Source organism: Neptuniibacter sp. QD37_6, from assembly GCF_047778085.1.
In the GTDB taxonomy this organism is placed as follows: Bacteria; Pseudomonadota; Gammaproteobacteria; order Pseudomonadales; family Balneatricaceae; genus Neptuniibacter.
Genome location: NZ_CP180550.1, coordinates 3359553 through 3386200, shown reverse-complemented (window position 1 = coordinate 3386200; position 26648 = coordinate 3359553). Strand labels below are relative to the sequence as shown.

Here is a 26648-nt window from a genome sequence, read left to right as displayed (position 1 = left end):
TGTGAAATGAAGATCCCCAAGGTGCCGGTGTCGGATATGGCCCTGAACCCGAAGGTTCAAGGAGGTGGTTACTGAGTATCATTAGGCTTTCCGGTAAATCGGACATGCACACCAGAAACTACGAGCAACCCCCAAAAGTGTGATTATCGGCTCGAGGGACGTAACCAACGGTCGAACACCCCAGGGCATGTTTTTATTATACCCTTTGTGATGCCGGTGTCAGGACTTGTAATAAAAATATTTTCTGCTAGGTGTTGCTGTAACTGGCTGTTAAATATACGCTTTTCTTAAGTTGAAAAGTTTTCAAGGACAGTGGTTAACTGTCCGAATCAGCAGTTTGTGTTTCGTTGATTAACGCTTGATCAATTTTGTTGCCAAGGTGACGTAGGCGTTCTTCAATATTGCTGGTGTTTGCTTGTTTGGATTGCAATAGCTCATGAGCCAAATTGAGCGCTGCCATCACTGCTATCCGCTCAAGTCCTAATACTTTGCCTGTTTTTCTGATCTCTAGCATTTTCTCATTAAGAAAGTCTGCGGAAGCTAATAATTCAGCTTCTGCGTCAGCCGGACAGTTAAAATTAAACTCTTTGTCTAGCAGAGTAATAGTGACAGGTTGGGATTCTGGCTGGCTCATTTGTTTTGCTCCAACGCTTTAAGTCGCATGATCATCGCTTGAATTTTGGATTGCGTTTGTTCGTTGAGCTGTACTAATTGAGCACGCTCCTCTTTAAGCTGTTGTTCACGGGCACGCAGCTGAATATTTTCCTGATTTAGTTGTTCGCAGCGTTCCAGAAGTTGATCGATTTTCTGTTCCAGCGCGTTAAAGTAATGCTCAGTCATGCAGAAAGAATGCCCCTAAAGCTAAATTATTCTCAGCAGGACTATAATCAGCCCCTGTCTGTGGGTCAATGACGCTGCACAGGAAGTGTTGAAATGCTAGGATTAACAGCACGATATTATTGATGGATTCGATTCATGTCTTTAGAAAATGTACCTGTAGATCTACCCGATTTTGAACTTATCGCAAATATGTTTGTAGAGGAGGGGGTGAGAGCTGTTTCACCTTCAGAACTCCACGGAGTTATCTCGGGACATTTAGCTGCGGGTGCACGTTTAAAACCAGCGGCGTTGGAGAAAATTGTTAATGAATTGCTCGATATCGAGTCGCTCTCCCAAGACAGTAGTAAGTCTGTGGTGACGAATCTTTACACCGCTACGCTTGGCTGTATGGAAAGTATGGATCTGGAGTTCGATATGGTGCTTCCAGATGATGAGGATGAGATCTCTATGCGTGCTGAATCGCTAGGGCGTTGGTGTCAGAGCTTCCTAAGTGGATTCGGTCTCTATGGTAAACATACAGATGCCAGCTTATCGCCTGAAGCGAAAGAGACGCTAAATGACCTTGGCCAGATCGCACAAATCTCTTCCGATCTGGAAGAGCTTGATGAAAACGAAGCTGATCTGATGGAAGTTCAAGAATATGTGCGTATGGCTGTTTTGATGCTGTTTACTGAGTGTAATAAAGCGTTAGAAGAGAAAGAAAAAGAGTTTGCTAAAGCTAAGCCAGAAAACAACAGGTTGCACTAATGAAGATCGGTCTTGATCAGTTTGTCGCACGTCGTGCTGCGTTGATGGCGCAGATGTCACCGGGCAGTATCGCGATTATTCCTTCTGCGCAGATGAAGCAGCGTAATAGCGATGTTGAATATCCATTTCGTCAGGATAGCAACTTTTACTATTTAACTGGTTTTAACGAGCCGGATGCAGTGCTGCTATTGATGCCGGGTCGTACAGATGGCGAATCGGTGCTGTTCTGTCGTAATCGTGACAAGCTGATGGAGATCTGGAACGGTTATCGAGCAGGGCCTGAAGGCGCTGTTAATGACTATGGCATGGATGAAGCTCATGCCATTGATGAAGTCGATGATATCCTGCCGGGCCTGTTAAATGGCGTTTCTAGAATCTATTACTCCATTGGTAAAGATGAAGAACTTGATCAACGTGTTCGACACTGGCTTAACCTGATTAGGGCAAAAGTACGCCAAGGGGCAGTTGCGCCTTCTGAATTGGTGATGTTGGATTGCCTGTTGCATGAGATGCGCTTGATCAAAGGCGATGCAGAAAAAGAGATGATGCGTCGTGCCGGTGAGATCTCTGCGCAGGGGCATATCAAGGCGATGCAACTGTGTAAGCCGGGTGTGATGGAATATCAGCTAGAAGCGGAGATCTTGCACCACTTCGCGATGAATGGCGCACGCCAGCCAGCGTACTCGACTATCGTGGGTGGCGGAGCAAATGCTTGTGTGCTGCACTACATCGAAAACAGCGAACCGCTCAATGATGGCGATTTGGTGTTAATAGATGCCGGTTGTGAGCTAGATCATTATGCTGGCGATATTACGCGTACTTTCCCTGTAAATGGTCGCTTTAGTCCAGAACAAGCGGCAATATACGAACTGGTTTTGAAAGCACAGAAAGCTTGTATTGAATTCGCGAAACCGGGTGTTTTGTGGGAAGCCGTACATGAAAAATCGGTAGAAGTGTTAACCACAGGGCTGATTGAGCTAGGTTTGCTATCAGGGACGCTGAGTGAAGAGATCTCAGCGGGTCGCTACCGTGATTTTTACATGCACCGTATTGGTCACTGGTTAGGTATGGATGTTCATGATGTTGGCGATTACAAAGTCGATGGCGAATGGCGTCCGTTAGAGCCTGGTATGGTGATGACGGTGGAACCAGGGATCTATATCGCTGCGGACAACGAAAATGTTGAACCTCGTTGGCGCGGTATTGGTGTACGTATTGAAGACGATATCTTGATCACTGCAGAGGGGAACGAAAACCTTACTGCAGCTGTGCCGAAAGAAATTGCAGAAATTGAAGCGTTAATGGCAGCAAAATGAAACAGCACTATGACATTGTGGTGATTGGTGGCGGCATGGTGGGCGCGAGTTTAGCTTGTGCTCTTCTGCCAGCGAGTGAACAGCTTGATCTGAATATCGCCGTAATTGAAGCCTTTCCTATGCCTGAGAAAAGTGCTCTGGAGTATCAGCCAAGCTATGATTCCAGAGCGACGGCATTGGCTTATGGAAGCCGTTCTATCTACGAAGTCATGGGTATCTGGCCAACGCTAAAAACGCATTTAGCACCCATCAAACATATTCACGTTTCAGATAAAGGTCATTTTGGTGTGACGCGTCTGCACGCAGAGCAGGAGAGAGTGCCTGCGCTGGGTTATGTGGTCGAAAACCAATGGCTCGGACGTGTCCTGCTAGATCGTTTACAGCAGGATGATGCGAATCGCATTGATTTTATCTGCCCTGCAGAAGTGACAGATGTTCAGTATGGCTCTGACCAGATGGGCGTCACCCTAGAAAAAGAGGGTGAGACGCATCAGTTAACGACTGAATTGGTTGTGATGGCTGATGGTGGCCGTTCCTCATTGCGTGAAGGGATGGGCATGAACTACAGCGAAACAACCTACGAGCAACATGCTGTCATAGCCAACGTCAGCTTAGATCGCTCACACAACGATATAGCTTATGAACGTTTTACCGATACGGGCCCTATGGCGCTGTTACCCTTGGAAGAACAAAACGGTGAGCATCGTTGTGGTCTAGTTTGGACAGTGCCTAATGATCAAGTCGATGAAGTGATGGCGCTTGACGAAGCTGAGTTTATAGCGCGTCTACACGAACGCTTTGGTCATCGCGCAGGTAATTTTGTCAAAGTGGGTGAACGACATACCTATCCTCTAAAACTGGTTTTAGCACAGGAGCAGGTGCGTCAGGGTTTAGTGGTCTTAGGTAACGCAGCCCATGCTTTGCACCCAATTGCCGGGCAAGGATACAACTTGGCGTTACGTGGTGTTGTCGCTTTGGCTGATCACCTAATTCAAGCCCGTAAGGCAGGTGGCAATCTAGGTGACTTAAACGTACTTCAGGATTTCTACGAACAGCAACGACAAGATCAGCAGCGCACAATTGGGCTGAGCGATCAGACTATGAAGCTGTTTTCTAATAATAATATTCTGCTTGCTGCCGGCCGTAACCTAGGCCTGCAACTATTAGATATTTGTCCGCCTGCTAGAACCGTTTTTGCCCGTGGTGCCATGGGCTTAGATATGCCCGCTCCAGACCTGAAATAGAGATAGATCATGCCAGAAAATACACAGGCACAAGTGCTTAATTCAGATGTAGTGATTGTTGGAGCCGGCATGGTGGGAGTTACTCTTGCTGCGGCTTTGGCGGATGCCGATATTAAAGTAACGCTTTTAGAGCAACGCGAAGGCGATATCAGTGGTTTCTCTGAGTTTGTTAAAGGTGCTCAAGCTAAGGGCTATGACCCTCGTGTCAGTGCGCTCACCTGTGCCTCGCAGCAGATCTTAACCTCTGTAGGTGCTTGGAAGTATATGCAGGATTATCGTCTAAGCCCCTATACCGAGATGGATGTTTGGGATGGCGAAGGGACTGGGCATATTCACTTTTCAGCGCGAGAACTGCATGAGCCGGCTTTAGGCCATATTGTAGAAAACCGTGTGACACTGGCGGGTTTGTATCAGGTTCTTTTAGAAACACCTTCAGTAGAACTGATTACCGGTGTGACAGTGACGGAGCTATCTCCCCAGTCTGATCAAGGCCGTGCGGTGAAATTGAGTGATGGTCGTATCATTCAAGCGGACCTAGTGGTTGCTGCGGATGGCGCGCTATCGAAAACACGTCAACATGCGGGCCTACCAATGGTGGAATGGGATTATGGTCATCATGCCATTGTGACCACTGTTAAAACCGAGCAGCCGCATCAAGCGACTGCTTGGCAGCGTTTTACCGAAGATGGACCGCTGGCATTGTTACCTTTGAGTAGCGAAGAGGGTGATTACTACTGCTCGATTGTTTGGTCGACATCGCCAGAACATGCTAACGAATTGATGGCATTGCCCGACGAAGAGTTTTGCCAGCAATTAGGTCGTGCATTTGAGAACCGTTTAGGAGAAATAGAATGGTGCGATCAACGCAGCGTTTTTCCGTTACGTCAGCGTCATGCTCAGCATTATATTCAGCCGGGTTTTGCAGCGATTGGGGATGCGGCACATACCATCCATCCTCTGGCAGGTCAGGGTGTGAACTTAGGTTTGTTGGATGCAGCTCAGTTAGCTGAAACATTGATGGACGCTTCGCGTCGAGGTGAGCCTTTAGGCGCCCAATCGGTGTTACGCAGATTCCAGCGCGAACGCCGCAATGACAATATTCAGATGTCCCTAGCTATGGAAAGCTTCAAACGTTTATTTAATACCAGACAACCTTTGGCTTGCTTGGCGCGCAATATGGGCATGAACTTATTGGATAAACTGTCACCCGTTAAAAATCATATTGTGATGGATGCGATGGGGTTATCTGGTCGTTTGCCGCAATTGGCGCAGAGAAGCATTCAAGAATAATCGGCTTGGATAATCTGATCCGACCATAGTCGCAACCCTAGTTTGTCGTTCAAAGATTGAACTGTGAAGAGAATCCCTATAAATTGTCTTCCCTTTTTTTGTTTTTCAGGTCAATTGATTCGCTCTTGAGCTGAAAAGCAGTTGTTAAAGCCTAGCAAGACCTGTTTATGACGATAACAAGGCCTAAGCTAGCCCCTGATAAGAGTTAATAATATGGGTAGCAAAACTGCATTGTACGAAAAGCACCAAGAGATGGGTGCTAAGCTGGTCGACTTCGGTGGTTGGGATATGCCAATCCACTATGGTTCTCAGGTAGATGAGCATCACAAGGTTCGACAAGCTGCTGGTATGTTTGATGTCTCCCACATGACGGTTGTAGACGTTACCGGCACAGACGCTAAAGAGTATTTACGTTACCTGCTAGCAAACGATGTTGCTAAGTTGCAGGAAAAAGGTAAGGCGATGTACAGCGGCATGCTGAATGAAGATGCTGGTGTAATTGATGATCTTATTGTCTACCTGATGACAGAGCCAGGTGTTGCTGGCGAGTGGTTCCGTGTCGTTGTGAACTGTGCAACACGCGAAAAAGATTTACGTTGGATGTCTGACCAGACAGCTAGCTTTGATGACGTTGCCCTAACAGAGCAGCCAGAATTGGCGATGGTAGCGGTGCAAGGCCCAGACGCATTAGCGTTGGCGAAACAAGCTGTAACTGAGTCGCGCGCTAACTTGATCGATCAGTTAAGTGTTTTCCAAGGTTTAGAGTCAGAAGGCTGGTTTATTGCGAGAACTGGCTATACTGGTGAAGACGGTTTAGAAGTGATGCTGCCTGAAGATGAGGTGGCAGATTTTTGGCAGGCACTCGCGGATGCTGGCGTTGCTCCATGTGGACTAGGCGCGCGCGATACTTTGCGTTTAGAAGCGGGTATGAACCTATATGGCGCAGATATGGATGAAACTATTTCTCCGCTAGCAGCTAATATGGGTTGGACTATTGCTTGGGAACCGCAAGAGCGTGTCTTTATCGGCCGTGAAGCACTGCAACAGCAGCGCGATGCAGGTGTGAGCCATAAGCTTGTAGGTCTAGTGATGGAAGCGCGTGGTGTATTGCGTGCACATCAGAAGGTTGTAGTAGACGGCATTGGCGAAGGCGAGATTACCAGTGGTACATTCTCCCCAACGCTAGGTTGTTCGATCGCTATGGCGCGTGTGCCTGTGGGCACAACGGATACAGCTGAAGTGGATCTGCGTGGTAAAGGCAAGTTGGTGTCTGTACGTGTAATTCGTCCTTCTTTTGTCCGTAACGGCAAAAAAGTTTTTGACTAAGAATTCGATTTAAACAGGACCCATAGGGGTAGGAAATAAACATGAGTAACATTCCATCTGAACTGAAATACGTTGCTAGTCACGAGTGGATCCGCGTTGAAGGTGATGGCACCGTTGTCATCGGTGTAACAGATCACGCGCAAGACCTTTTGGGTGACGTAGTTTTCGTTGAGCTGCCAGAAGTCGGTGCTGAAGTAGAATCAGGTGATGAAACAGGTGTTGTTGAGTCTGTTAAAGCTGCATCTGATGTATACGCGCCGCTAAGTGGTGAAGTTGTAGCCGTTAACGAAGATCTGGAAGACTCTCCAGAGCTAGTTAATTCTGACCCATACGGTGATGGTTGGTTCTTCAAATTGAAGCTAAGCGACGCTGAAGAGTTGAACGAACTACTAAGCGCAGAAGCTTACAACGATCTGTGCGAATCTGAAGCTTAAGTCAGATTTAGGGCCTCGGCCTGAGAAATAAATACCTTGTCCCGGCTATATGCCGGGACAGTTGTCTGTAAAACAGGAAAAACATGTCACTGCAAACTCTAAAACTAAACAGTGGGGCTGAACGCAGGCTGCGTGGTGGTCACCTTTGGATCTACAGTAACGAGGTGGATAACCGTGCGACGCCGCTGAAGAGCTTTGAGCCGGGCCAGCAGGTTATTGTCGAAACTGACAAAGGCAAACCTTTAGGCGTTGCTTATGTAAACCCAAATACGTTGATTTGCGGTCGAATCGTCAGTCGTGATCTTAAATACACTTTGGATCGCTCCTTAATCATTCACCGCCTTAAAGTGGCGCTATCACTGCGTGAAAGCTGCTTTACTGATGATTGCTATCGTCTGGTGTTTGGTGACAGTGATGCTCTGCCGGGTCTCGTGATTGATCGTTTCTACGATGTGTTTGTTGTACAGATTTCCACAGCCGGTATGGAAGCGGTGTTGGATGACATTATCGATGCACTGAACAAAGTATTCACGCCAAAAGCTATTCTGCTGCGTAATGACGGCAAAATGCGTGATATGGAAGGTTTGGAAACCTATACAGAGATTATCCAGGGTGATATCCCTGAGCTGTGTCCGTTGATGGAAAACTCTGTGCCACTGCTAGCCCCACTGCAGAAAGGCCAGAAAACTGGTTGGTTCTACGATCACCGTAATAACCGCGCACAGATGCAAAAGCATGTTGAAGGTAAGCGCGTACTGGATTTGTTTAGTTACGTAGGTGGCTGGGGCGCGCAGGCTTTGGCTGCTGGTGCTAATCAGGCGATCTGTGTCGATGCTTCCCATTTTGCTCTAGAAGTGGCAGCTGAGAACGCGCGTATCAATAATGCGTCTGATCGATTTGAAGGCTTCCACGGTGATGCCTTTGATATCTGTAAGTCTCTCATTGCAGATAAAGAAAAATTTGATGTGGTTGTGTTGGACCCGCCTGCGTTTATCCAGAAGAAAAAGGATATTCGTAATGGTGAGCGTGCTTATTCCCGTATGAATAACTTCGCCATGCGTCTGCTTAAGAAAGACGGAATCTTGGTGTCTGCGTCATGCTCTATGCATCTTCAACGTGATCGCTTGATCGATATTATTCGTAGTAATAGCCGCGAATTGGATCGTAATGCTCAGATCTTTGATCAGGGGCATCAGGGTGCAGACCACCCGGTACATCCGGCGATTCCAGAAACGGATTACCTTAAATCATTCTTTGTCAGAGTTTTGCCATCCTCTTAATCCGACATCTGTTCCCAGATAGGAGCTTTACCATGCAATATCGTCAGCTAGGTAATACGGATCTCAATGTGAGTCTGATCTGTCTGGGAACTATGACCTTCGGTCGACAAAACACTGAGGTCGAAGCGTTTGAGCAGCTGGATTATGCCTGGGCGCAAGGTGTCAATTTTCTTGATGCTGCTGAGATGTATCCAGTGCCTGTGGATGAGCGTTATCAGGGGCTAACAGAGACCTACATCGGCAACTGGATGAAGCAACGGAATAACCGCGAGAAGGTGATCGTTGCAACAAAGGTTGCGGGGCCTGGAGATTTTGTCAGCTTTATCCGCCCTGATATGCATTTTGATCGCAAAAATATTCGTGAAGCGCTCCAAGGCAGTTTAAAGCGCCTCCAAACCGATTACATCGACTTATACCAACTCCACTGGCCAGATCGCACCACTAATTTCTTTGGTAAATTAGGCTATCAGCATGCTCCAGAAAACGATGGGGCAGCAATTTTGGAAACCCTAAACATTTTAAAAGAGCTGGTGGACGAAGGCTTGATTAGATATGTGGGCTTATCCAATGAAACGGCATGGGGAACCATGAAGTTTCTAGCTTATGCTGAGCAATTAGGCCTGCCACGAGTTGTTTCCGTACAGAATCCCTACAACTTGTTAAACCGCTCCTCTGAGGTCGGTTTAACCGAGGTTTTGATGCGTGAGCAGGTGTCTCTACTGCCGTATTCGCCAATGGCATTTGGTACCTTAAGTGGCAAGTACCTTAATGGCGCTCAGCCTGAGAAAGGGCGTTTAACTCTTTTCCCTGATTACACTCGATATCTGAATGAGCAAGGTAAAAGAGCGACTGAAGAGTACGTATTGCTTGCTCGAGCGCATAATTTGGATCCAGCGCAGATGGCGTTAGCCTTTGTTAATGGTCGCGACTTTGTTGCCAGTAATATCATTGGCGCAACGACCATGGAGCAGCTGACAGCGAATATAGACTCTGTAAATCTTAACCTTGATGAAGGTTTGCTAGCGGAGATTGAGGCGATTCATGTGCGGCATCCAAATCCGTGTCCGTAGCATTGTTTAATTGATCGAGAAAGGGGAGCTTAAATAGCTCCCTTTTTTTGTGGTGAATTTGTCATTTTCGAGTTCTTTGCCAGACTGTAATCAGCAAGATAAAACAGGTGGGTAGGGTTATGTTACAAGTAAGAGATGCAATGTTTCCTGTGAATAAACCGCTGAGTGCAGATATGCCCCTAGTTGAGGCGGTTTCTCATATTCTAGAGTCTGGGTATTTAGGCTTACCGGTAGTAGATAAAAACTTGAAGGTGGTTGGCTTTTTATCAGAGTTTGATTGTTTGCCTTATTTAGTTACCGACAGTTATCACTGTGATAGCCACGAGATTGTTGGCGATATTATGCGTACCGATCCACTTACGGTTTCACCGAGATTGAGTATTGTCGATTTAGCTCAGCAGATGGGTTTGGATAAACCAAAAGTGTATGCAGTGGTTGAGCAGAATAAGCTGGTGGGTATCATCACGCGAAGCATGTTGATGCATGAGCTAAATGAGTCCTTGAAGCACTGTAAAGTGGTGGCTTGAGGGCTAATATTCAGTGAGGTTTTAACCGGAAAGGACGGGGATCATACCGAATAATTAATGCCGATAAAAAGCGTATTTTTACATTTATAACAGTTGTTTGATCTATATCAGAAACTCCTGATGTAGTAGGCGCATAATCAGTAATACTGATTAACCGAACTAGAGAGGTAAGCCTATGAACCAGGAGTTACAGACCCCAGACGTTGATGTTCAAACTGCAGATGTGATCTTGCCACCGCAAGAAGAAATCTGCCCTACTGTACTGCTGGATCAGGAGATTACTGATCAGTTTGAGTCCAGCGAATACCCTTACGATACAAAAATTTCCCGCAAAGAATACGAAAAGCGTAAAAAAGAGCTGCAGATAGAACTGTTGAAGATGCAGAACTGGGTGCGTGAGACCGGGCAGCGTGTTGTTATCCTCTTTGAAGGGCGTGACGCAGCCGGTAAAGGCGGAACCATCAAACGTATTATGGAGCACCTTAATCCTCGTGGTGCACGTGTCGTGGCTTTAGAAAAGCCGACCGAGCAAGAGAAAGGGCAGTGGTATTTCCAGCGTTACATCAACCATCTTCCTACGGCTGGTGAGATAGTGCTGTTTGACCGTTCTTGGTACAACCGTGCTGGGGTTGAGAAAGTAATGAACTTCTGTTCGCCATCTGAGTATTTAGAGTTTATGCGTCAGACCCCTGATCTGGAGCGTATGCTGGCGCGAAGTGGCATCAAACTGTTTAAGTTCTGGTTCTCGGTAAGCCGTGACGAGCAGTTCCGACGTTTTCAGGCTCGTCGTGTAGATCCGTTGAAACAATGGAAACTTTCTCCAATCGATTTGGCCTCTTTAGATAAGTGGGATTCATATACAGAAGCCAAAGAATCGATGTTTTTCTATACCGACACGGCAGATGCACCTTGGACGGTGATTAAATCTGACGATAAGAAGCGTGCAAGACTTAATGCCATGCGCCATCTACTTAGTCGTATGCCTTATCCGAATAAAAGTGAAGAGATTGATCTTCAGCCGGATCCGCAAATCGTCAGCAATGCCCAAGGGCAAATTGATCGTCACCCAGTGCATAAGTAACAGTTAAGGAGTGGAGCGATGACACTAAAACAAACTGCACATGCTCAACATGTTGTCGATTCTTTTAAAGCGAGATTGCCGGATGCAATGAACAACGATATTGGTGAAGAGCATTTTGATGAGTTAGCACTGTTGATTGAGTCAGCTATCAGTGCGGCTGTTTTGACAGAGATGGAAAAGGCGGCCGATAAGATTGATAAGTTAGCTCACGATGTTCGTCATTTTGCTGAGCACTTTGATTGAACTTTAATAGGTAATAAAAAAGAGAGGCTATTGCCTCTCTTTTTTTGCTTTAATCAACGTGGGGTTAACGCAAATCTAATACTGGCCAGAGGTTTGCGTTAGCATGATCTTCTAGGGTCTCATCTGGATTGACAGCGACTGGATGAGTTACTTTTTCAAGGAGCGGTAAGTCATTGTGGGAATCGCTATAGAAATAGCTACCTTCTAAGTTAAAGTCATTGTGCTTTAACCACTCATTTAGGCGCGTTACTTTGCCATCTTGGAAACAAGGTATGCCCGCAACTTTACCGGTATATTCCCCGTCTATTTCTTCAGGGTCGGTTGCAATAATATCGTCTACACCCAGTTTGTCTGCGATAGGGCCTGTTACAAAGCGGTTAGTCGCTGTGATAATAAGCAAGTAATCACCTTGTTCGCGGTGGTTCTGCAGAAGCTCAGCCGCTTTAGGTAACATAATCGGAATAATTTTAGATTCCATAAACTCTAAATGCAGTTTATCTAGCTCTGCACGTTGCATCTGCGCCAAAGGCTTTAGAGCAAAGGCAAGGAATTCAAAAATATCTAATCCGCCATTCTTATATTGCTCGTAAAAGTAGTCGTTTGCGCGACTATACTCATCGCTATCTACAATCCCTTTTTCGCACAAAAATTCGCCCCATGCGTGATCACTGTCACCGGCAAGAAGAGTATTGTCCAGATCAAAAATTGCTAAGCTCAAAAGAGGTTCCTCAACGAATAAGATAGTGTCGCAAGGATAGGGAGGATACGCGTTGAATGCAATTGTCTGAAAAGGGATTTGCTGAGTATCAAAGAATTATGGAACAATAGCTGAAAAATAATTAGGAATAACTAAAGTGATTGATTCAGATGGGTTCAGGCCGAATGTCGGTATCATTCTGGCTAACTCGCTGGGTCAGGTCCTTTGGGCAAGACGAATTGGCCAAGATGCTTGGCAGTTTCCGCAGGGGGGAATCAATGAGGATGAAACCCCTGAAGAAGCAATGTATCGCGAATTAAGAGAAGAGATTGGACTTGCTGCAGAAGATGTAGAAATTGTTGCAGTAACCCGAGGTTGGTTGAGATACCGATTGCCCAAACGAATGATCCGGCGCAATTCGCATCCGGTATGTGTTGGCCAGAAGCAAAAATGGTTTTTGCTACGGATGTTGAGCGCAGATAGTGCGGTAAAAATTGATCACACTGAATCGCCAGAGTTTGATGGTTGGCGTTGGGTGAGCTATTGGTATCCGCTAGGACAGGTTGTGTCATTTAAACGAGAGGTGTATCGCAAGGCAATGCGAGAATTATCACCTAAACTATCGAGATTTAATGCCATAAATACCTAGAAGGAGAGACACTGAATGCTGGATGTGTTGAAGAAGATTGTACAGGAAGTCAGTATCGCGCCAGATTTGGACTCGGTACTGAATCTGATTGTGCGTCGCATCCAGCGTGCTATGTCCACAGAGGTTTGCTCTGTTTATCTATTTGATCCTGAGGATCAATGTTATGTCTTGATGGCGACTGAAGGTCTCAATCAGGAAGCGGTGGGTAGCGTTCGTTTATCTGCCGAAGAAGGCTTGGTGGGTATGGTGGTAGATCGTGCCGAACCGATCAACCTTGAAAACGCCTCCGAGCATCCCGCCTACAAATATGTTGAGTCTACCGGTGAAGAGCGTTTTAACTCTTTCCTCGGCGTGCCGATTATCCATCACCGCGGTGTATTGGGTGTCTTAGTTGTTCAGCAAAAAGCGCAGCGTCGTTTTGATGAGAGTGAAGAAGCTTTTCTCGTGACCTTATCTGCCCAGCTTGCTGGGGCTATTGCTCATGCTGAAGCGACGGGTTCTTTAGGTGTAATGGGCGAAGAGCCAAGCGGCGAAGTCGTTAACTTGCGTTTTGAGGGTGTGCCTGGTTCTGCGGGTGTAGCTATTGGTTCAGCTACGGTTGTTGCACCGCCGGCGGATCTAAACTCAGTTCCAGATAAAGTTGCCAAAGACGTTGAGCAGGAAATTGCTAACTTCGAAGCAGCATTAAAACTCGTTCGACGGGATATCAAAGTCGTTGGCCGCAGTTTAGCCCAGCGTTTGCGTTCAGAAGAGCAGGCGCTATTTGATGTTTATCTGCGGATGTTGGATGACAACGCTCTGGCTGGCGAAGTTGTGGCGAGAATCCGCCAAGGCAACTGGGCACAAGGTGCACTGCGTGAAGTTGTCATGGAGCATGTGCGTCAGTTCTCTATGATGGATGACCCCTATCTGCGCGAACGTGCGACGGATATCAAAGATTTAGGTCGTCGAGTGCTCGCCTATCTGCAAGAAGATGCGCCTGCAGTGCTCGAATTTACCGATGAAACTATTCTGGTCGCTGATGAGTTAACGCCGGCGATGCTTGGTGAAGTGCCGAGCGAGAAGTTGGTCGGTTTAGTTTCTGTGCATGGTTCTAGTAACTCCCATGCTGCGATCCTTGCTCGTTCCATGGGTATTCCGACCATTATGGGCGCGGTTGATCTGCCTCTAACGCGTATTGATGGTCGAGAGCTGATTCTTGATGGCTATTCAGGTCGAATCTACGTACAGCCGGGAGAGGATCTTCTAACGGCATACAGAGATATCTTGCGTGGTGAGCAGGAACAAGCAGCCGAACTTGAAGCGATTAAAGATCTTCCTGCGGAAACTACAGATGGTTTCCGAATGCCGTTATGGGTAAATACAGGTTTGATCGCCGATGTAGCGCGTTCACTTGATCGCGGTGCAGAAGGTATTGGGCTGTATCGAACCGAAGTGCCTTTCATGATCCGAGAGTTCTTCCCGAGTGAGCAAGACCAAGCGCAGACTTATCGCAAGCAATTAGAAGCATTCCACCCTCGCCCTGTGACAATGCGTACCTTGGATATCGGTGGAGATAAGTCACTACCTTACTTCCCAATTGAAGAGGAAAACCCATTCTTGGGATGGCGTGGTATCCGAGTGACGCTAGATCATCCTGAGATCTTCCTAGTGCAAGTACGCGCCATGCTTAAAGCAGGCGAAGGTTACGGTAATCTACGTATTATGTTGCCGATGGTGACCAGCGTAGGAGAGGTAGAAGAAGCCAGTCGTCAGATCGATCGTGCAGTTAAAGAACTGCAAGATGAAGGGCATGATATTGAGCGTCCATTGGTGGGTGTGATGGTTGAGGTGCCGGCTGCTGTTTATCAGGTGCGCCGATTTGCACGTCGTGTCGATTTTATCTCGGTAGGTTCCAACGACCTTACCCAGTATCTGCTTGCTGTAGACCGAAATAACCCTCGTGTTGCTGATCTGTATGTTAGCTACCATCCCGCTGTTCTGAGGGCGCTTGTTTTCATTGCGCGAGAGGCGCATAAAGAAAACGTTACAGTGTCTATCTGCGGTGAATTGGCGTCTGAGCCAGGTGGTGCTTTGCTGTTGATGGCAATGGGTTATGATGTGCTATCAATGAACGCGACCAACTTGCCTAAAGTGAAAGCCGCGATTCGCCAAGTGAGTAAGGAAGACGCGGGTCAACTCCTGAAAGATGTGATGGCTATGGATGATGCTGATCGCATTCAGAAATTCATCAATGAGCGCCTAACTGAATTGGGTATAGCGCTGCCAAAACAGCCGGTTGTTGTTTAGCCGATTTTTTTGAGAACACTACCCTAAAGCTGGCAAGGTAAGTTGATACTCACTTCTTTCTAATGGCCCATTATAGTCGTACCCTTGTTCGATAACAGTTGTGTGACCATCGAGTTCTTGTAGAAGGATCGTTATAGCCCGAGTGCCATAAGTCTCTGATCGAATAAAGCTAGACGATAGCAGTTTTTCCCATTCAAAAGGTACGCCGGTGTCTGGCAGGCTTTCGTTTTCGGCGCGTTGATCGTTAAGCATAATCTCAAACAAAACCTGCTCAGAAATCATCTCATTTTCGATTGTATCTGCTAACGCCTGTCTTACTTGGGTAAGCTTTGGCCATGGTGTATCTAGAAGCGCGTTGCTCATTCCGTATACGCCGGGTTTTAATTGCTGTGTTTGGCCTCCGCGGTTCGAACTGTAGTACAGACCTGTTTTGTCCCCTGTAAGCAGATTAAAATCGCCGTATAGTGATTTCTCTGTCTCCATTTGTGCTAAATAGCTTTTCGCATCGGTAGAACCCGTTAAAAAATTGGCTGTAAGCTCACCACGAGATTTTTTCGATTTGGCCATGTTGTTGCCATCACGAAAATTGGTAACGGCTGAGAACTTTCCTTCCTTGTTGATGCCCAGCCAAGTGCCCATCTGTTCTAGGTCTCTTCCGGCAAGCACGTGAGCTTGATCTGGCCAAAAATGCATTGCTTGGCTTGCTCTTTGATAAAACTCGTCGCGATTGGCGAGTAAAATCAGGGAGTATTTAGGGTGGGTCTTATATGCGAATGTTATTAAGCACATAGGTAATAGGCCATTAATTGGGTAATATAGCGATCGTTTTTATTGTAAGTGCAAATCGCACAAAGGCAGAGTAAAGGATAAAAGATGCTGATCACAATTCTTACCTACTTAATTCTAGGCGCAGCAGCAGGGGTCGTTGCAGGCTTATTTGGTATTGGTGGTGGTCTGTTGATCGTGCCGGTATTGGTCTTTTGCTTTGAATTACAGGGGATGGCGCCTAGTGTGCTAACCCATGCAGCGGTTGCTACCTCTTTAGCGACCATAGTAGTGACTTCGATCAGCTCTACGATGGCACATAACAGCAAAGGTGCAGTCCGCTGGGATATTTTTAAGCCTTTAACGGCCGGTATTCTGTTGGGTGCATTTCTCGGCGTTAAAACTGCGGGACAAATGACCGGTGAATGGCTGCAAATTGCGTTGGGTAGCTTTGCTATTTTGGTTTCGATCCAGATGGCGTTGAACCTAAAGCCAGATGCGGGTGAAAAATCGGCGAGTACCAAATCTTTTGTTATCTCAGGTGGTGTGATTGGTTGGCTCTCCAGTATTTTTGGTATTGGTGGTGGAACCCTGACTGTGCCTTATCTTACTTGGGGGCGAGTTCAGATGCAGCAAGCTGTTGCTACATCGGCTGCCTGTGGCCTTCCGATTGCAGTAATGGCGGCGCTAACCAATGTTTGGGAAGGTTGGGGTGATGCTGATATGCCTGATTGGAGTGCAGGTTACGTCTACCTACCTGCATTTGCGGGTATTGTTTTGACCAGTTCTTATTTTGCTAAGTTTGGTGCTAAATGGGCGCACAGCCTGCCGGGACCAGTTTTAAAACGGATTTTTGCAGTCTTTTTATTCTGTGTAGGACTGCGTTTCTTAATCAGTAACCTAGTTTAGGAGTAGCGCTGTGTGGGTTCATGATATCAACCCGATTGCATTAGATCTCGGGCCATTGCAGATTCACTGGTATGGCTTGATGTACTTAATCGGCTTTGCCGCAGCCTGGTGGTTAGGTGTAAGACGAGCGCGTTTGCCGGGTTCTGGCTGGACTGAAGAGCAGATATCCGATCTGATCTTCTGGGGTGCTATGGGTGTGGTATTGGGTGGTCGAATGGGGTATGTCCTGTTTTATCACCTTGATCGCTTCCTGCAAGATCCGCTGTGGCTGTTTGCTGTGTGGGAAGGGGGAATGTCTTTCCACGGAGGTTTGCTCGGTGTTATAGCTGCCATGTATCTGTTTGGCCGTAAACACGGTAAATCCCTATTTACCATGACGGACTTTGTCGCTCCTTTGGTGCCGATCGGTTTAGGTGCTGGCCGCATAGGTAACTTTATTGGTGGTGAGCTCTGGGGGCGTGTTACGGATGGTCCATGGGGTGTGGTATTTCCTCGCGGTGGTGATCTACCTCGTCATCCTTCTCAGTTGTATGAATTTGCACTAGAAGGGCTCGTGCTATTCGTGGTGCTTTGGTGGTTCTCATCTAAACCGCGACCGAAAATGGCGGTTTCTGGTCTATTCCTTCTGCTCTATGGTTTGTTCCGATCTTTAGTGGAATTTGTACGTGAACCAGATGCGCATCTTCAGTTTATCGCTTTTGAGTGGCTAACCATGGGGCAGTTGCTTTCTTTGCCGATGATACTGTTGGGGATGTTCTTGGTTGGGCTTGCTTACAAGCGTGGATGAAATTGAGCATAAAAAAGAGGCCAAATAGGCCTCTTTTTTATTGTCTGATTTAAACCGAGAACGGGTACTGAATAGGATCGTGGTGCTGATAACCTTCAACTTCAAAGTCATCGACGGTTACCCATGTTTCCAAATCTTCCAGCGTTTTGATATCAGGATTGATCTTAAAGGTCGGTAAAGGCAACGGCTCGCGTTGAAGCTGCACATCGCGCATTAGCTCGACCTGGTCTTCATAAATATGGGCGTTCACGATCTTGTGATACGCCTTGCCCGGTTTGTGACCGGTGATCTGGGTCACGATTGCCAGCAAGAAGTACACCTGCACCATATTAAAGGTCAGGCCCAATGGAACATCGCAGCTTCGCTGAGTGCTGTTTAGGTAAAGTGTATCGCCTAGCAGTGAGAAGTGATGGCTATACATGCAAGGTCGTAAGCAACCCATGTGGAATGCGCCCGGGTGATAGAAAGTATAGATCTCACCACGGTCATCAATGCCGTTTGATAGGTTATCCACAATTTTACGCAATAGGTCGATGCTGCCGCCATCGGGTTTTGGGAAGTTTCTGCCTACTTTGCCGTAGATGAAACCGCAATCATCTTCACCCTTGCGATATGGGTTGGCTAGCCACTCAGCATTATCGTTAGCGTTGGCATCCCATGTTTTGGTGCCAATCTTGCGGAAATCTGCTGCGTTATCATAACCGCGGAGATAGCCTAACATCTCTGCAATCGCTGATTTGTAAAAGCACTTGCGCGTAGTCACCATAGGGAACTGCCCTTGGCCGACGTCATAAGTTAAATCAGCATTAATGACGGTAAGGCAGCGTTTGCCTGTGCGTTTGTTTTCTACCCAAACGCCTTCATCGATAATTCTTTGGCACAGATCTAGGTATTGTCTCATTGGTTTGTGCTTAACCCTGTGTTTAAATTCAGTGAGATTATGTTACCGAATGTTAAGTATTTTTGGTAAGAATATAAAATGATGCTTAATATCTTAGCGATATAAGTCGATTAGGAGTTTCGATGAACTTAGCAATTATTGTTGCACAAGCTAAAAATCGAGTGATTGGCGTTAACAATAAGCTGCCATGGCACTTACCTGAAGATCTACGTTACTTTAAACAGGTAACTATGGGTAAGCCGATTATCATGGGGCGAAATACCTATGAGTCTATAGGTCGTCCACTCCCTGGGCGCACCAATATCGTTATCTCTAGGCAGGAATCTTATGCGCCTCAAGGTGTCAAAGTTGTTTCTAGCCTAGAAGCGGCTATTGATATGGCTGAAAGTGTAGCAATGATCGATGGCGCATCCGAGGCAATGGTCATTGGCGGCGGTCAGATTTATGCGCAAGCGTTAGAGAAGGCTGATCGTTTATATCTGACAGAGGTTGATGCAGAAATAGAAGGGGATGCTTGGTTCCCTGAGTTTGCGCGAGAAAATTGGAAAGAAGTGGGTAGAGAAGATTTCTCTGCAGAAGGACCTAACCCATACAACTATAGCTTTATTGTTTTAGACAAAATTTAAAGAAGGCAAAGTAGTATGACGCTCCGTTCGTTGTTGTCTATTCTAGCTGATGGCAAATTCCACTCCGGTCGAGAATTAGGAGAGGAAATTGGAATCAGCCGTAGTGCGATCTGGAAACATATACGCCGTATCGAAGAAAGCGGTCTTGAAGTCTACAGTGTTAAAGGGCGAGGTTATCGAGTCCCGGGTGGTGTAGAGCTACTGGATTATGAGCAGATTAAATCTGCTTTACGCCCAGAGGTAGCTGAACTAATTAAATGTCCAGAGATTCCGTTAACCATTGCCTCAACTAATGAGATGGCTATGAAGGAGTCTCAGCAGGGAGATTGTCATGGGCGTTTGTTTGTTGCTGAGCAGCAGATAGAAGGTCGTGGTCGACGAGGTCGCAGCTGGGTTAGTCCTTTTGCTCGCAATCTTTATTTCTCATTGGTATGGCGATTTGAACAGGGTGCGGCAGCCCTTGAAGGTTTGAGTCTGCTGATCGGTCTGTCTCTTGTTAAAGCATTGGAAGTACTCTCGGTTGATGGGGTTGAACTGAAATGGCCAAACGATCTACTTTACCAAGGCAAAAAGCTCGCAGGGATCTTGATTGAGCTAAATGGAGAGGCGTCCGGTCAATGCCAAGTGATTATTGGTGTTGGTATGAATGTGAATATGCCAAAAGAACAGGCTGAAGATATCGATCAGCCTTGGACCGATCTTAAAACTATTGCTGGCACTGATGTAAGTCGCAATCGACTATTAGCCGAAGTTATTAATCAGCTTGTAGTAAAGCTTGAAGAGTTTGAGCGCACGGGCTTTGCTGCATGGGTTGATGAATGGCAGTCCTATCATGCGATGCAGAATAAAGAGATCGCATTGCAGGTTGGCGAGAAGGTAGTAGAGGGTATTTGCAACGGTATCGATACATCCGGTGCACTGCTTCTGCAAACGCCGTCTGGCGTGCAGGCATACCATGGTGGAGAAGTGAGTGTTCAGCGAAACTTATGATTCTTGAAATAGATGCTGGCAATACGTTTATTAAGTGGCGAGTGCTCGAACAAAATGGTGTTCAAGGTAAGCTGTTAACGCGAGAATTGAGCGAGCAGTCAATACCGGATAGCTGGCTACAAAAATTTTCAAAAATCAGAGTGACGTCAGTTGCAGGTAAAGAGATAAACCTGCAACTAAAAGCGATCTTTCAATCGCTAGAGCAAGTCGAACCTTTATTTGCTAAAACAACAGCAGAGCAAGCTGGATTAAAAAATAGCTATGTCGATCCGCAGCGGATGGGGGTTGATCGTTGGTTGGCCATGTTAGCTGCCTTTAAAAAAGCGGGGGGCGCTTGTTGTGTGGTTGATTGTGGAAGTGCAATTACAGTCGATCACGTTGATCATGAAGGTCAACATCTAGGTGGTCATATCATTCCGGGCCTCAGGTTGATGCAAAAAGGCCTATTAGAAAACACATCTGAAATTCTTGTCGATCACTCCATTGAGTCCTTTAATCCTCAGCCGGGTAAAGATACAAATTCAGCCGTGTCTAACGGAATTGATTTCGCGTTTGCTGCTTTAACAGAAAAAATTGTAAAGGATCTAAATATTGAGCATAGCGCGCTCTATATAACAGGCGGTGATGGCGAACTGTTCTACAAGATGGCAGGATGCGGGCAGCTCGAGCCTGATTTGGTCTTAGATGGTTTGGCTTGGGCGTTGGCTTAGTTATGTTTCGCTGGTTGTTTCTATTCCTTCTGTTGGCTAATGCGGTATTGCTGTTTTGGCATTCTATACAAATAGAGCCGCAAGTAATTGAAGCGTCAGATACGCGTAAACAGCTGAATACATTAAAGCTGGTTACTGAGATGGATCAGGACGCTCTTGAAAAGCTAAAGGCTGAGAAGTCTAGTCAGCAAGAGTGTTTTTGGTTTGCTGGTTTTGAAACCGATGTAAAAGCAGCTGCCGTGACGCAATTAATTGTCGGCTTGGGCGGTCAGGCTGAATATAAAGCGATGGAAGAAGCTGTTGCTAGCTATGTGGTAGTGATTTCCTTACCAGAAGATCTAAAGAAACGCTTGGCTTTAATGGATTATCTGGAAAATAAGGGGTTAAGTGAGGTTGGTGACGAATTGCTGGGCTTTGAGTACAGCCTGGAAGGTTATAGTAATAAAGAATCGGCTGTAGAGCAGGTAAAGGTACTATCTTCGCTAGCAATTGATAGTCGTGTAGAAAAGCGCGAATCTACTGGAGCTCGCTATGTTGTTGTGATGGATGCTTCAGTTGATCGAAATTTATCCAGTAAAATCAAAGAAATAGTCAAAGAAAACTATTATTTTATAAAAATTGAAAAAAAATTGTGTAAAGGGGTTGCAAAGCCCTGAGTCGGTGGTAACATACGCGCCACTTCATTGAGACGCCGGTATAGCTCAGTTGGTAGAGCAACTGACTTGTAATCAGTAGGTCCCGAGTTCGACTCTTGGTGCCGGCACCATCTCATAGGTCAGTGAAGTTTTGAAATTGTTGGTGAGGTTCCCGAGTGGCCAAAGGGATCAGACTGTAAATCTGACGCGTAAGCTTCGGTGGTTCGAATCCACCCCTCACCACCATTCACAGTAAGGCGGGTATGGTATAGTGGCTATTACCTCAGCCTTCCAAGCTGAAGAGGCGGGTTCGATTCCCGCTACCCGCTCCAAGTGAGACTAAGCTCAAGTAGCTCAGGGGTAGAGCACACCCTTGGTAAGGGTGAGGTCGGCGGTTCAATTCCGCTCTTGAGCTCCAGAATTTATTTTTTTAGGGTAGATATAGTAATATATCTGCCCTTTGTTATATTTGCGCTTTGTAAATTTAATTGTACTGGACAGACTGATGGCTAAAGAACAATTTGAACGCACGAAACCGCACGTAAACGTTGGTACAATTGGCCACGTTGACCACGGTAAAACAACGCTAACTGCTGCTCTAACACGTGTAGCTGCTGAAGTTTTCGGTGGTGAAGCGGTAGATTTTGCTAACATCGATAACGCTCCAGAAGAGCGTGAGCGTGGTATCACGATCGCGACTTCTCACGTAGAGTATGACACTCCAGAGCGTCACTACGCACACGTTGACTGCCCGGGTCACGCTGACTACGTTAAGAACATGATCACTGGTGCTGCACAGATGGATGGCGCTATCCTAGTATGTGGTGCGACTGATGGTCCAATGCCACAGACTCGTGAGCACATCCTACTGTCTCGTCAGGTTGGTGTACCTTATATCGTAGTATTCCTAAACAAAGCGGACCTACTTGCAGAAGACTGTGGTGGTGCTGACTCTGAAGAATACGCTGAGATGCTAGAATTGGTTGAAATGGAGCTTCGTGAGCTTCTAGACCAGTACGAATTCCCAGGTGACGACACTCCAATCGTTCCAGGTTCTGCTCTAATGGCTCTAAATGGCCAAGACGACAACGAACTAGGTACTACTGCTGTTAAGACTCTTCTAGAAACTCTAGATTCTTACATTCCTGAGCCAGAGCGTGCAATCGACGGTGCATTCATCATGCCAATTGAGGACGTATTCTCTATCCAGGGTCGTGGTACTGTAGTAACTGGTCGTGTTGAGCGTGGTATCATCAAAGTTGGTGAAGAAGTTGAAATCGTAGGTATCAAAGAAACTACGACTACTACTTGTACTGGTGTTGAGATGTTCCGTAAGCTTCTTGACGAAGGCCGTGCTGGTGAGAACGTTGGTGTTCTACTGCGTGGTACTAAACGTGAAGAAGTTGAGCGTGGTCAAGTGCTAGCAGCTCCAGGTTCTATTACTCCTCACACTCGTTTCGAGGGTGAAGTATACGTACTATCCAAAGAAGAAGGCGGTCGTCACACTCCATTCTTCAAAGGTTACCGTCCACAGTTCTACTTCCGTACAACTGACATCACTGGTGCATGTGAGCTTCCAGAGGGTGTAGAAATGGTAATGCCTGGTGATAACGTTAAGATGGACGTTACACTAATCAACCCAGTAGCAATGGAAGAAGGTCTACGTTTCGCGATTCGTGAAGGTGGTCGTACTGTAGGTGCTGGTGTTGTATCTAAAATTGTTGAATAAAATCAACAATTAGGTATTGCCAACTGATAGGGAGGCTTATACAATATGCCTCCCTATTATGCAGTAGGCCAGTGGCTCAATTGGCAGAGCAGCGGTCTCCAAAACCGCAGGTTGGGGGTTCGAGTCCCTCCTGGCCTGCCATCTCTTCTCTGAGGTGGCATCAATACACAAGCTATTTTTAAGTAATCCTGAGGCCCTAAGCGTGAATGCCAAAGTGAATTCCGAAGGTTCAAAGTTTGACGCCCTTAAGTGGGTCGCTGTAGTAGCAATTGTTACTGCGGGCGTTGTAGGTAACTCTGTATACGCAGATCAGTCTTTGTTCTACCGTGTGGTTGCACTGCTTGTGTTAGCGTTGATTGCAGGTTTTATCTCACTGCAAACAGCAAAAGGGAAAGCGTTTTTTACTTTGTTTAAAGAAGCAAAGCAGGAAATTCGCAAAGTGGTATGGCCGACACGTCAAGAAACAGCGCAGACGACGGCGATTGTTGTGGTTGTGGTTCTGATTATGGGTTTGGCGTTGTGGGGGCTTGACTCATTGTTGAGCTGGTTAGTATCTGGAGCAATAGGTTAAGAGGCTGATAAGCATGTCTAAGCGTTGGTATGTTGTTCATGCGTACTCCGGGTACGAAAAGCGTGTAATGAATACGCTTAAAGAACGAATTGAACTGCATTCTATGCAGGATCTTTTTGGTGAGGTGTTAGTGCCTACCGAAGAGGTTGTTGAAATCCGTGACGGTAAGAAACGTAAATCTGAGCGTAAGTTCTATCCAGGTTATGTACTGGTGCACATGGATATGAATGATGAAAGCTGGCACTTGGTTAAGAATACGCCGCACGTTCTTGGATTTATCGGTGGTACTGCAGGTAATCCTGCGCCGATCACAGAAGCAGAAGCTAACGAAATCCTAAGTCGAGTTGAGAGTGGTGTTGATAAGCCGCGTCCGAAGACTGTATTCGAACCGGGTGAGATGGTTCGAGTTATCGATGGCCCGTTTGCTGACTTTAACGGTGTGGTTGAAGAGATTAACTACGAGAAGAACAAGCTGCAGGTGGCAGTGTTGATCTTCGGTCGATCTACACCGGTTGAATTGGATTTTGGTCAGGTCGAAAAAGCCTGATTTAGAGTTTTAAGGAATAACCTCAGCGAAAGCTGGGGTTTTTCTGTCTTGAGAAAATGGGGAGCTGTAAGGCGTTTGAACCCACTAGGAGTTAAATAAAAATGGCTAAGAAGATTGAAGCTTATATCAAGCTGCAAGTTCCTGCCGGCGGCGCTAACCCGTCACCACCAGTAGGTCCTGCACTAGGTCAGCATGGTGTTAACATCATGGAATTCTGTAAAGCGTTCAATGCTCAAACTCAGAGCATGGAAAACGGCTTGCCAGTTCCTGTTGTAATTACTGTTTATGCTGATCGTAGCTTTACTTTCATCACTAAAACACCTCCAGCAGCAGTTCTTCTGAAGAAAGCTGCAGGTCTTAAGAGCGGTTCTGGTCGTCCAAATACTGAGAAAGTGGGTAACGTTACTCGCGCTCAGATGGAAGAGATCGCAACTGTTAAAATGCCTGACCTAACTGCTGCAGATATGGATGCAGCTGTACGTACTATCGCAGGTACTGCGCGTAGCATGGGTCTGATTCCGGAGGGTGATGAGTAATGGCTAAGTTGACTAAGCGTCAGAAGCTAATCGCTGAGAAAGTTGAAGCGGGTAAAGCTTACTCTATTGAAGATGCAGTTTCTCTACTATCTGAGCTTTCTACTGTTAAGTTCAAAGAGACTGTTGATGTTGCTGTAAACCTTGGTGTTGATCCGCGTAAATCTGATCAGGTTGTTCGTGGTTCTACTGTACTGCCAAACGGTACTGGTAACGATGTTCGTGTAGCTGTATTTGCTCAAGGCGAAAACGCTGAGAAAGCAAAAGCTGCAGGTGCTGATGTTGTTGGTTTCGAAGACCTGGCAGAGCAGATGAAAGGTGGCGATCTGGACTTCGGTGTTGTTATCGCAACTCCAGACGCAATGCGTGTTGTTGGTCAGCTTGGTCAGGTTCTAGGTCCACGTGGCCTAATGCCTAACCCTAAAGTTGGCACAGTAACTCCAGATGTTGTTACTGCTGTAAACAATGCTAAAGCTGGTCAGGTTCGTTTCCGTACTGACAAGAACGGCATCATCCACGCAGGTGTTGGTAAAGCTGACTTCGAAGCGGCTGCTATCAAGCAGAACATCGAAGCACTAGTTGCTGACCTTAAGAAGCTGAAACCAGCTTCTGCTAAAGGCGTGTATCTTAAGAAAGTAACCCTGTCGACTACTATGGGTCCAGGTTTGCTAGTTGATCAGGCTTCTCTAGAAGTTTAATCGACATGAAAGGTTTTTTGAGGGTCTTCTGTACCTGTTACACAGAGATGAAGGCCGTCAAAGACCGCAGGTGATAAGGGTTTCCTTATCTTAATGGGCTAAACCAGCCTGCGCAGACGGTGAGATTCTGTATTTGAATCAAACCACCGTACTCGGAAAGCCTCAGAAATGAGGCGGTTGGTAATAAGTCGAAAGACTACTCCAGGAGTAAATCGTGGCATTAGGACTCGAAGATAAAAAAGCGATCGTCGCTGAAGTCCAGGAAGCTGCATCTAGTGCTCTGTCTGCTGTTGTTGCGGATTCCCGCGGCGTTGAAGTAGGCGATATGACTGCACTGCGTAAAGAAGCTCGTGAAAACGGCGTATGGCTTAAAGTTGTACGTAACACGCTTGCTAAGCGCGCAGTTGAAGGCACTGACTATGCATGCCTACAGGACACTTTCAAAGGTCCAAGTATCATTGCTTTCTCTCAGGAACACCCGGGCGCTGGCGCTCGTATCCTGAAGAACTTTGCGAAAGACAATGAGAACTTTGAACTGAAAGCAGCAGCATTCGAAGGTGAAGTTGTAGACGTGGCTATGCTAGCAAGCTTGCCAACTTACGACGAAGCAATTGCGAAGCTGATGGCTTGCATGAAAGAAGCTGCAGCCGGCAAACTATGCCGTACTATTGCAGCAGTTCGCGACCAGAAAGAAGAAGCTGCGTAAGTTTATACGCACCTTTATTTATACAAGTTTTAATGAGCCTTCTGGCTTACAAATATCAGGAATATAGAAAATGTCTCTGACTAACGAAGATATCCTAAACGCAATTGCTGAAATGTCTGTTAAGGACGTTGTTGCTCTTATCGAAGCAATGGAAGAAAAATTCGGTGTAACTGCTGCTGCTGCTGTAGCTGCTGGTCCTGCTGGCGATGCTGGTGCGGCTGCTGAAGAGAAAACTGAATTTGACGTTATTCTAACTGCTGCTGGCGATAAGAAAGTTAACGTAATTAAAGCAGTACGTGGCGCTACAGGTCTTGGCCTGAAAGAAGCTAAAGGCATCGTTGACGGCGCTCCAGCTGCTGTTAAAGAAGGCGTTAGCAAAGAAGAAGCTGAAGAACTTCAGAAAGCACTGGAAGAAGCTGGCGCTTCTGTTGAAGTTAAGTAATAACTTCATGCTAATCCGAACAGATTTCTGTTCGAAGTGCTGACGGCTGGTGGCTATATGCCACCG

At 46.5% G+C, this 26648-nt stretch carries 31 protein-coding genes, 5 tRNA genes and 1 other RNA gene; 31 read left to right on the top strand and 6 right to left on the bottom strand.

Features of this window, described 5'->3' with window-relative positions; genetic code table 11:
* Positions 1-9: 9 nt before the first annotated feature.
* The 3 genes from ssrS to ACMXYO_RS16255 all read right to left on the bottom strand — a co-directional run bounded on the left by ssrS (position 10) and on the right by ACMXYO_RS16255 (position 840).
* Positions 10-190, bottom strand: a non-coding RNA gene (gene ssrS / locus ACMXYO_RS16265) — 6S RNA.
* A gap of 126 nt (positions 191-316) precedes the next feature.
* Positions 317-634 (bottom strand): cell division protein ZapA, encoded by a 318-nt coding sequence (locus ACMXYO_RS16260; protein ID WP_415882771.1) that lies wholly within the window; start codon positions 632-634, stop codon positions 317-319.
* Positions 631-840, bottom strand: coding sequence for a TIGR02449 family protein (locus ACMXYO_RS16255; RefSeq protein ID WP_415882770.1), 210 nt, complete (start codon positions 838-840; stop codon positions 631-633). Before ACMXYO_RS16255 ends, ACMXYO_RS16260 begins: the two co-directional genes overlap by 4 nt.
* A 135-nt stretch (positions 841-975) precedes the next feature.
* On the opposite strand from ACMXYO_RS16255, the gene ACMXYO_RS16250 reads away from it, so the two are divergent.
* From ACMXYO_RS16250 to ACMXYO_RS16200, 11 genes are all read left to right on the top strand, one after another.
* A complete protein-coding gene (locus ACMXYO_RS16250) occupies positions 976-1587 on the top strand; it encodes a UPF0149 family protein (RefSeq protein ID WP_415886159.1) in 612 nt (203 codons plus the stop codon).
* On the top strand, positions 1587-2903 hold the full coding sequence (gene pepP, locus ACMXYO_RS16245) for a Xaa-Pro aminopeptidase (protein ID WP_415886158.1): 1317 nt from the start codon (positions 1587-1589) through the stop codon (positions 2901-2903). The genes ACMXYO_RS16250 and pepP overlap by 1 nt, the downstream gene beginning before the upstream one ends.
* On the top strand, positions 2900-4147 hold the full coding sequence (ubiH, locus tag ACMXYO_RS16240) for a 2-octaprenyl-6-methoxyphenyl hydroxylase (protein ID WP_415886157.1): 1248 nt from the start codon (positions 2900-2902) through the stop codon (positions 4145-4147). Before pepP ends, ubiH begins: the two co-directional genes overlap by 4 nt.
* A 9-nt stretch (positions 4148-4156) precedes the next feature.
* The gene (locus tag ACMXYO_RS16235) at positions 4157-5437 is read left to right on the top strand and encodes a UbiH/UbiF/VisC/COQ6 family ubiquinone biosynthesis hydroxylase (RefSeq protein WP_415886156.1); all 1281 of its coding nucleotides are present in this window, start codon (positions 4157-4159) and stop codon (positions 5435-5437) included.
* 213 nt (positions 5438-5650) lie between these two features.
* Positions 5651-6763 carry a glycine cleavage system aminomethyltransferase GcvT gene (gene gcvT, locus ACMXYO_RS16230; protein ID WP_415886155.1) on the top strand — a complete coding sequence of 371 codons (1113 nt, stop codon included), beginning with the start codon at positions 5651-5653 and terminating at the stop codon, positions 6761-6763.
* A 41-nt stretch (positions 6764-6804) separates the two neighbouring features.
* A complete protein-coding gene (gene gcvH / locus ACMXYO_RS16225) occupies positions 6805-7197 on the top strand; it encodes a glycine cleavage system protein GcvH (protein WP_415886154.1) in 393 nt (130 codons plus the stop codon).
* A gap of 83 nt (positions 7198-7280) precedes the next feature.
* Positions 7281-8477 carry a class I SAM-dependent rRNA methyltransferase gene (locus ACMXYO_RS16220; protein WP_415882763.1) on the top strand — a complete coding sequence of 399 codons (1197 nt, stop codon included), beginning with the start codon at positions 7281-7283 and terminating at the stop codon, positions 8475-8477.
* A gap of 32 nt (positions 8478-8509) precedes the next feature.
* Positions 8510-9547, top strand: a complete 1038-nt coding sequence (locus ACMXYO_RS16215) for an NADP(H)-dependent aldo-keto reductase (protein WP_415886153.1) — start codon at positions 8510-8512, stop codon at positions 9545-9547.
* A 119-nt stretch (positions 9548-9666) separates the two neighbouring features.
* The gene (locus tag ACMXYO_RS16210) at positions 9667-10074 is read left to right on the top strand and encodes a CBS domain-containing protein (protein ID WP_415886152.1); all 408 of its coding nucleotides are present in this window, start codon (positions 9667-9669) and stop codon (positions 10072-10074) included.
* A 175-nt stretch (positions 10075-10249) separates the two neighbouring features.
* On the top strand, positions 10250-11155 hold the full coding sequence (gene ppk2, locus ACMXYO_RS16205) for a polyphosphate kinase 2 (protein WP_415886151.1): 906 nt from the start codon (positions 10250-10252) through the stop codon (positions 11153-11155).
* Between the two features lie 18 nt (positions 11156-11173).
* On the top strand, positions 11174-11398 hold the full coding sequence (locus tag ACMXYO_RS16200) for a phosphatase (protein ID WP_415886150.1): 225 nt from the start codon (positions 11174-11176) through the stop codon (positions 11396-11398).
* A 64-nt stretch (positions 11399-11462) separates the two neighbouring features.
* Here the strand turns inward: ACMXYO_RS16200 and ACMXYO_RS16195 are convergent, their stop codons facing one another.
* Positions 11463-12116 carry an HAD family hydrolase gene (locus tag ACMXYO_RS16195; RefSeq protein ID WP_415886149.1) on the bottom strand — a complete coding sequence of 218 codons (654 nt, stop codon included), beginning with the start codon at positions 12114-12116 and terminating at the stop codon, positions 11463-11465.
* Positions 12117-12252: 136 nt separating this feature from the next.
* Between ACMXYO_RS16195 and ACMXYO_RS16190 the strand changes: the two genes are divergently transcribed.
* Together ACMXYO_RS16190 and ptsP are read left to right on the top strand one after the other, a co-directional pair.
* Positions 12253-12744, top strand: coding sequence for an RNA pyrophosphohydrolase (locus tag ACMXYO_RS16190; protein ID WP_415882757.1), 492 nt, complete (start codon positions 12253-12255; stop codon positions 12742-12744).
* Positions 12745-12759: 15 nt separating this feature from the next.
* Positions 12760-15033 (top strand): phosphoenolpyruvate--protein phosphotransferase, encoded by a 2274-nt coding sequence (gene ptsP, locus ACMXYO_RS16185; RefSeq protein WP_415886147.1) that lies wholly within the window; start codon positions 12760-12762, stop codon positions 15031-15033.
* A gap of 18 nt (positions 15034-15051) precedes the next feature.
* Here the strand turns inward: ptsP and ACMXYO_RS16180 are convergent, their stop codons facing one another.
* The gene (locus tag ACMXYO_RS16180) at positions 15052-15822 is read right to left on the bottom strand and encodes an NRDE family protein (RefSeq protein WP_415886145.1); all 771 of its coding nucleotides are present in this window, start codon (positions 15820-15822) and stop codon (positions 15052-15054) included.
* Between the two features lie 84 nt (positions 15823-15906).
* On the opposite strand from ACMXYO_RS16180, the gene ACMXYO_RS16175 reads away from it, so the two are divergent.
* The gene (locus tag ACMXYO_RS16175) at positions 15907-16707 is read left to right on the top strand and encodes a sulfite exporter TauE/SafE family protein (RefSeq protein WP_415886144.1); all 801 of its coding nucleotides are present in this window, start codon (positions 15907-15909) and stop codon (positions 16705-16707) included.
* Between the two features lie 10 nt (positions 16708-16717).
* Positions 16718-17494 carry a prolipoprotein diacylglyceryl transferase gene (lgt, locus tag ACMXYO_RS16170; RefSeq protein WP_415886143.1) on the top strand — a complete coding sequence of 259 codons (777 nt, stop codon included), beginning with the start codon at positions 16718-16720 and terminating at the stop codon, positions 17492-17494.
* A gap of 49 nt (positions 17495-17543) precedes the next feature.
* On the opposite strand, the gene ACMXYO_RS16165 is transcribed toward lgt, so the two are convergent.
* Positions 17544-18395: a thymidylate synthase gene (locus tag ACMXYO_RS16165; RefSeq protein WP_415886141.1), complete on the bottom strand. Its 852-nt coding sequence runs from the start codon at positions 18393-18395 to the stop codon at positions 17544-17546.
* Between the two features lie 122 nt (positions 18396-18517).
* On the opposite strand from ACMXYO_RS16165, the gene folA reads away from it, so the two are divergent.
* From folA to rplL, 16 genes are all read left to right on the top strand, one after another.
* Complete coding sequence (gene folA, locus ACMXYO_RS16160) at positions 18518-19021, top strand: type 3 dihydrofolate reductase (protein ID WP_415882751.1); 504 nt, start codon at positions 18518-18520, stop codon at positions 19019-19021.
* A gap of 15 nt (positions 19022-19036) precedes the next feature.
* Positions 19037-20011 carry a bifunctional biotin--[acetyl-CoA-carboxylase] ligase/biotin operon repressor BirA gene (gene birA, locus ACMXYO_RS16155; RefSeq protein ID WP_415886139.1) on the top strand — a complete coding sequence of 325 codons (975 nt, stop codon included), beginning with the start codon at positions 19037-19039 and terminating at the stop codon, positions 20009-20011.
* Entirely contained in the window at positions 20008-20721 is a 714-nt protein-coding gene (locus ACMXYO_RS16150) for a type III pantothenate kinase (RefSeq protein ID WP_415886137.1), read from the top strand. Before birA ends, ACMXYO_RS16150 begins: the two co-directional genes overlap by 4 nt.
* A gap of 2 nt (positions 20722-20723) precedes the next feature.
* Positions 20724-21377, top strand: a complete 654-nt coding sequence (locus tag ACMXYO_RS16145) for a hypothetical protein (RefSeq protein ID WP_415886135.1) — start codon at positions 20724-20726, stop codon at positions 21375-21377.
* Positions 21378-21411: 34 nt separating this feature from the next.
* A tRNA-Thr gene (locus tag ACMXYO_RS16140) sits at positions 21412-21487 on the top strand.
* Between the two features lie 31 nt (positions 21488-21518).
* Positions 21519-21602, top strand: a tRNA-Tyr gene (locus tag ACMXYO_RS16135).
* Positions 21603-21613: 11 nt separating this feature from the next.
* A tRNA-Gly gene (locus ACMXYO_RS16130) sits at positions 21614-21688 on the top strand.
* Between the two features lie 11 nt (positions 21689-21699).
* A tRNA-Thr gene (locus ACMXYO_RS16125) sits at positions 21700-21774 on the top strand.
* 87 nt (positions 21775-21861) lie between these two features.
* Positions 21862-23085 (top strand): elongation factor Tu, encoded by a 1224-nt coding sequence (tuf, locus tag ACMXYO_RS16120; protein WP_415886129.1) that lies wholly within the window; start codon positions 21862-21864, stop codon positions 23083-23085.
* 65 nt (positions 23086-23150) lie between these two features.
* Positions 23151-23226 (top strand) — tRNA-Trp (locus tag ACMXYO_RS16115).
* Between the two features lie 61 nt (positions 23227-23287).
* Positions 23288-23656: a preprotein translocase subunit SecE gene (gene secE / locus ACMXYO_RS16110; RefSeq protein WP_415886134.1), complete on the top strand. Its 369-nt coding sequence runs from the start codon at positions 23288-23290 to the stop codon at positions 23654-23656.
* Positions 23657-23669: 13 nt separating this feature from the next.
* The gene (gene nusG / locus ACMXYO_RS16105; RefSeq protein WP_415882746.1) at positions 23670-24203 is read left to right on the top strand and encodes a transcription termination/antitermination protein NusG; all 534 of its coding nucleotides are present in this window, start codon (positions 23670-23672) and stop codon (positions 24201-24203) included.
* Between the two features lie 101 nt (positions 24204-24304).
* Positions 24305-24739 carry a 50S ribosomal protein L11 gene (rplK, locus tag ACMXYO_RS16100; RefSeq protein WP_297305736.1) on the top strand — a complete coding sequence of 145 codons (435 nt, stop codon included), beginning with the start codon at positions 24305-24307 and terminating at the stop codon, positions 24737-24739.
* A complete protein-coding gene (gene rplA / locus ACMXYO_RS16095) occupies positions 24739-25434 on the top strand; it encodes a 50S ribosomal protein L1 (protein ID WP_415882745.1) in 696 nt (231 codons plus the stop codon). Before rplK ends, rplA begins: the two co-directional genes overlap by 1 nt.
* Before the next feature lie 214 nt (positions 25435-25648).
* A complete protein-coding gene (rplJ, locus tag ACMXYO_RS16090; RefSeq protein WP_415882744.1) occupies positions 25649-26140 on the top strand; it encodes a 50S ribosomal protein L10 in 492 nt (163 codons plus the stop codon).
* Positions 26141-26210: 70 nt separating this feature from the next.
* Positions 26211-26582: a 50S ribosomal protein L7/L12 gene (gene rplL / locus ACMXYO_RS16085; protein WP_007021372.1), complete on the top strand. Its 372-nt coding sequence runs from the start codon at positions 26211-26213 to the stop codon at positions 26580-26582.
* Positions 26583-26648: the final 66 nt, after the last annotated feature.

What these genes read in the sequence shown, in the direction of transcription:
- ACMXYO_RS16260 (WP_415882771.1), bottom strand. Translation starts at nt 634, where the DNA reads ATGAGCCAGCCAGAATCCCAACCTGTCACTATTACTCTGCTAGACAAA.
- ACMXYO_RS16255 (WP_415882770.1), bottom strand. Translation starts at nt 840, where the DNA reads ATGACTGAGCATTACTTTAACGCGCTGGAACAGAAAATCGATCAACTT.
- ACMXYO_RS16250 (WP_415886159.1), top strand. Translation starts at nt 976, where the DNA reads ATGTCTTTAGAAAATGTACCTGTAGATCTACCCGATTTTGAACTTATC.
- pepP (WP_415886158.1), top strand. Translation starts at nt 1,587, where the DNA reads ATGAAGATCGGTCTTGATCAGTTTGTCGCACGTCGTGCTGCGTTGATG.
- ubiH (WP_415886157.1), top strand. Translation starts at nt 2,900, where the DNA reads ATGAAACAGCACTATGACATTGTGGTGATTGGTGGCGGCATGGTGGGC.
- ACMXYO_RS16235 (WP_415886156.1), top strand. Translation starts at nt 4,157, where the DNA reads ATGCCAGAAAATACACAGGCACAAGTGCTTAATTCAGATGTAGTGATT.
- gcvT (WP_415886155.1), top strand. Translation starts at nt 5,651, where the DNA reads ATGGGTAGCAAAACTGCATTGTACGAAAAGCACCAAGAGATGGGTGCT.
- gcvH (WP_415886154.1), top strand. Translation starts at nt 6,805, where the DNA reads ATGAGTAACATTCCATCTGAACTGAAATACGTTGCTAGTCACGAGTGG.
- ACMXYO_RS16220 (WP_415882763.1), top strand. Translation starts at nt 7,281, where the DNA reads ATGTCACTGCAAACTCTAAAACTAAACAGTGGGGCTGAACGCAGGCTG.
- ACMXYO_RS16215 (WP_415886153.1), top strand. Translation starts at nt 8,510, where the DNA reads ATGCAATATCGTCAGCTAGGTAATACGGATCTCAATGTGAGTCTGATC.
- ACMXYO_RS16210 (WP_415886152.1), top strand. Translation starts at nt 9,667, where the DNA reads ATGTTACAAGTAAGAGATGCAATGTTTCCTGTGAATAAACCGCTGAGT.
- ppk2 (WP_415886151.1), top strand. Translation starts at nt 10,250, where the DNA reads ATGAACCAGGAGTTACAGACCCCAGACGTTGATGTTCAAACTGCAGAT.
- ACMXYO_RS16200 (WP_415886150.1), top strand. Translation starts at nt 11,174, where the DNA reads ATGACACTAAAACAAACTGCACATGCTCAACATGTTGTCGATTCTTTT.
- ptsP (WP_415886147.1), top strand. Translation starts at nt 12,760, where the DNA reads ATGCTGGATGTGTTGAAGAAGATTGTACAGGAAGTCAGTATCGCGCCA.
- ACMXYO_RS16180 (WP_415886145.1), bottom strand. Translation starts at nt 15,822, where the DNA reads ATGTGCTTAATAACATTCGCATATAAGACCCACCCTAAATACTCCCTG.
- ACMXYO_RS16175 (WP_415886144.1), top strand. Translation starts at nt 15,907, where the DNA reads ATGCTGATCACAATTCTTACCTACTTAATTCTAGGCGCAGCAGCAGGG.
- ACMXYO_RS16165 (WP_415886141.1), bottom strand. Translation starts at nt 18,395, where the DNA reads ATGAGACAATACCTAGATCTGTGCCAAAGAATTATCGATGAAGGCGTT.
- folA (WP_415882751.1), top strand. Translation starts at nt 18,518, where the DNA reads ATGAACTTAGCAATTATTGTTGCACAAGCTAAAAATCGAGTGATTGGC.
- birA (WP_415886139.1), top strand. Translation starts at nt 19,037, where the DNA reads ATGACGCTCCGTTCGTTGTTGTCTATTCTAGCTGATGGCAAATTCCAC.
- ACMXYO_RS16150 (WP_415886137.1), top strand. Translation starts at nt 20,008, where the DNA reads ATGATTCTTGAAATAGATGCTGGCAATACGTTTATTAAGTGGCGAGTG.
- ACMXYO_RS16145 (WP_415886135.1), top strand. Translation starts at nt 20,724, where the DNA reads ATGTTTCGCTGGTTGTTTCTATTCCTTCTGTTGGCTAATGCGGTATTG.
- tuf (WP_415886129.1), top strand. Translation starts at nt 21,862, where the DNA reads ATGGCTAAAGAACAATTTGAACGCACGAAACCGCACGTAAACGTTGGT.
- nusG (WP_415882746.1), top strand. Translation starts at nt 23,670, where the DNA reads ATGTCTAAGCGTTGGTATGTTGTTCATGCGTACTCCGGGTACGAAAAG.
- rplK (WP_297305736.1), top strand. Translation starts at nt 24,305, where the DNA reads ATGGCTAAGAAGATTGAAGCTTATATCAAGCTGCAAGTTCCTGCCGGC.
- rplA (WP_415882745.1), top strand. Translation starts at nt 24,739, where the DNA reads ATGGCTAAGTTGACTAAGCGTCAGAAGCTAATCGCTGAGAAAGTTGAA.
- rplL (WP_007021372.1), top strand. Translation starts at nt 26,211, where the DNA reads ATGTCTCTGACTAACGAAGATATCCTAAACGCAATTGCTGAAATGTCT.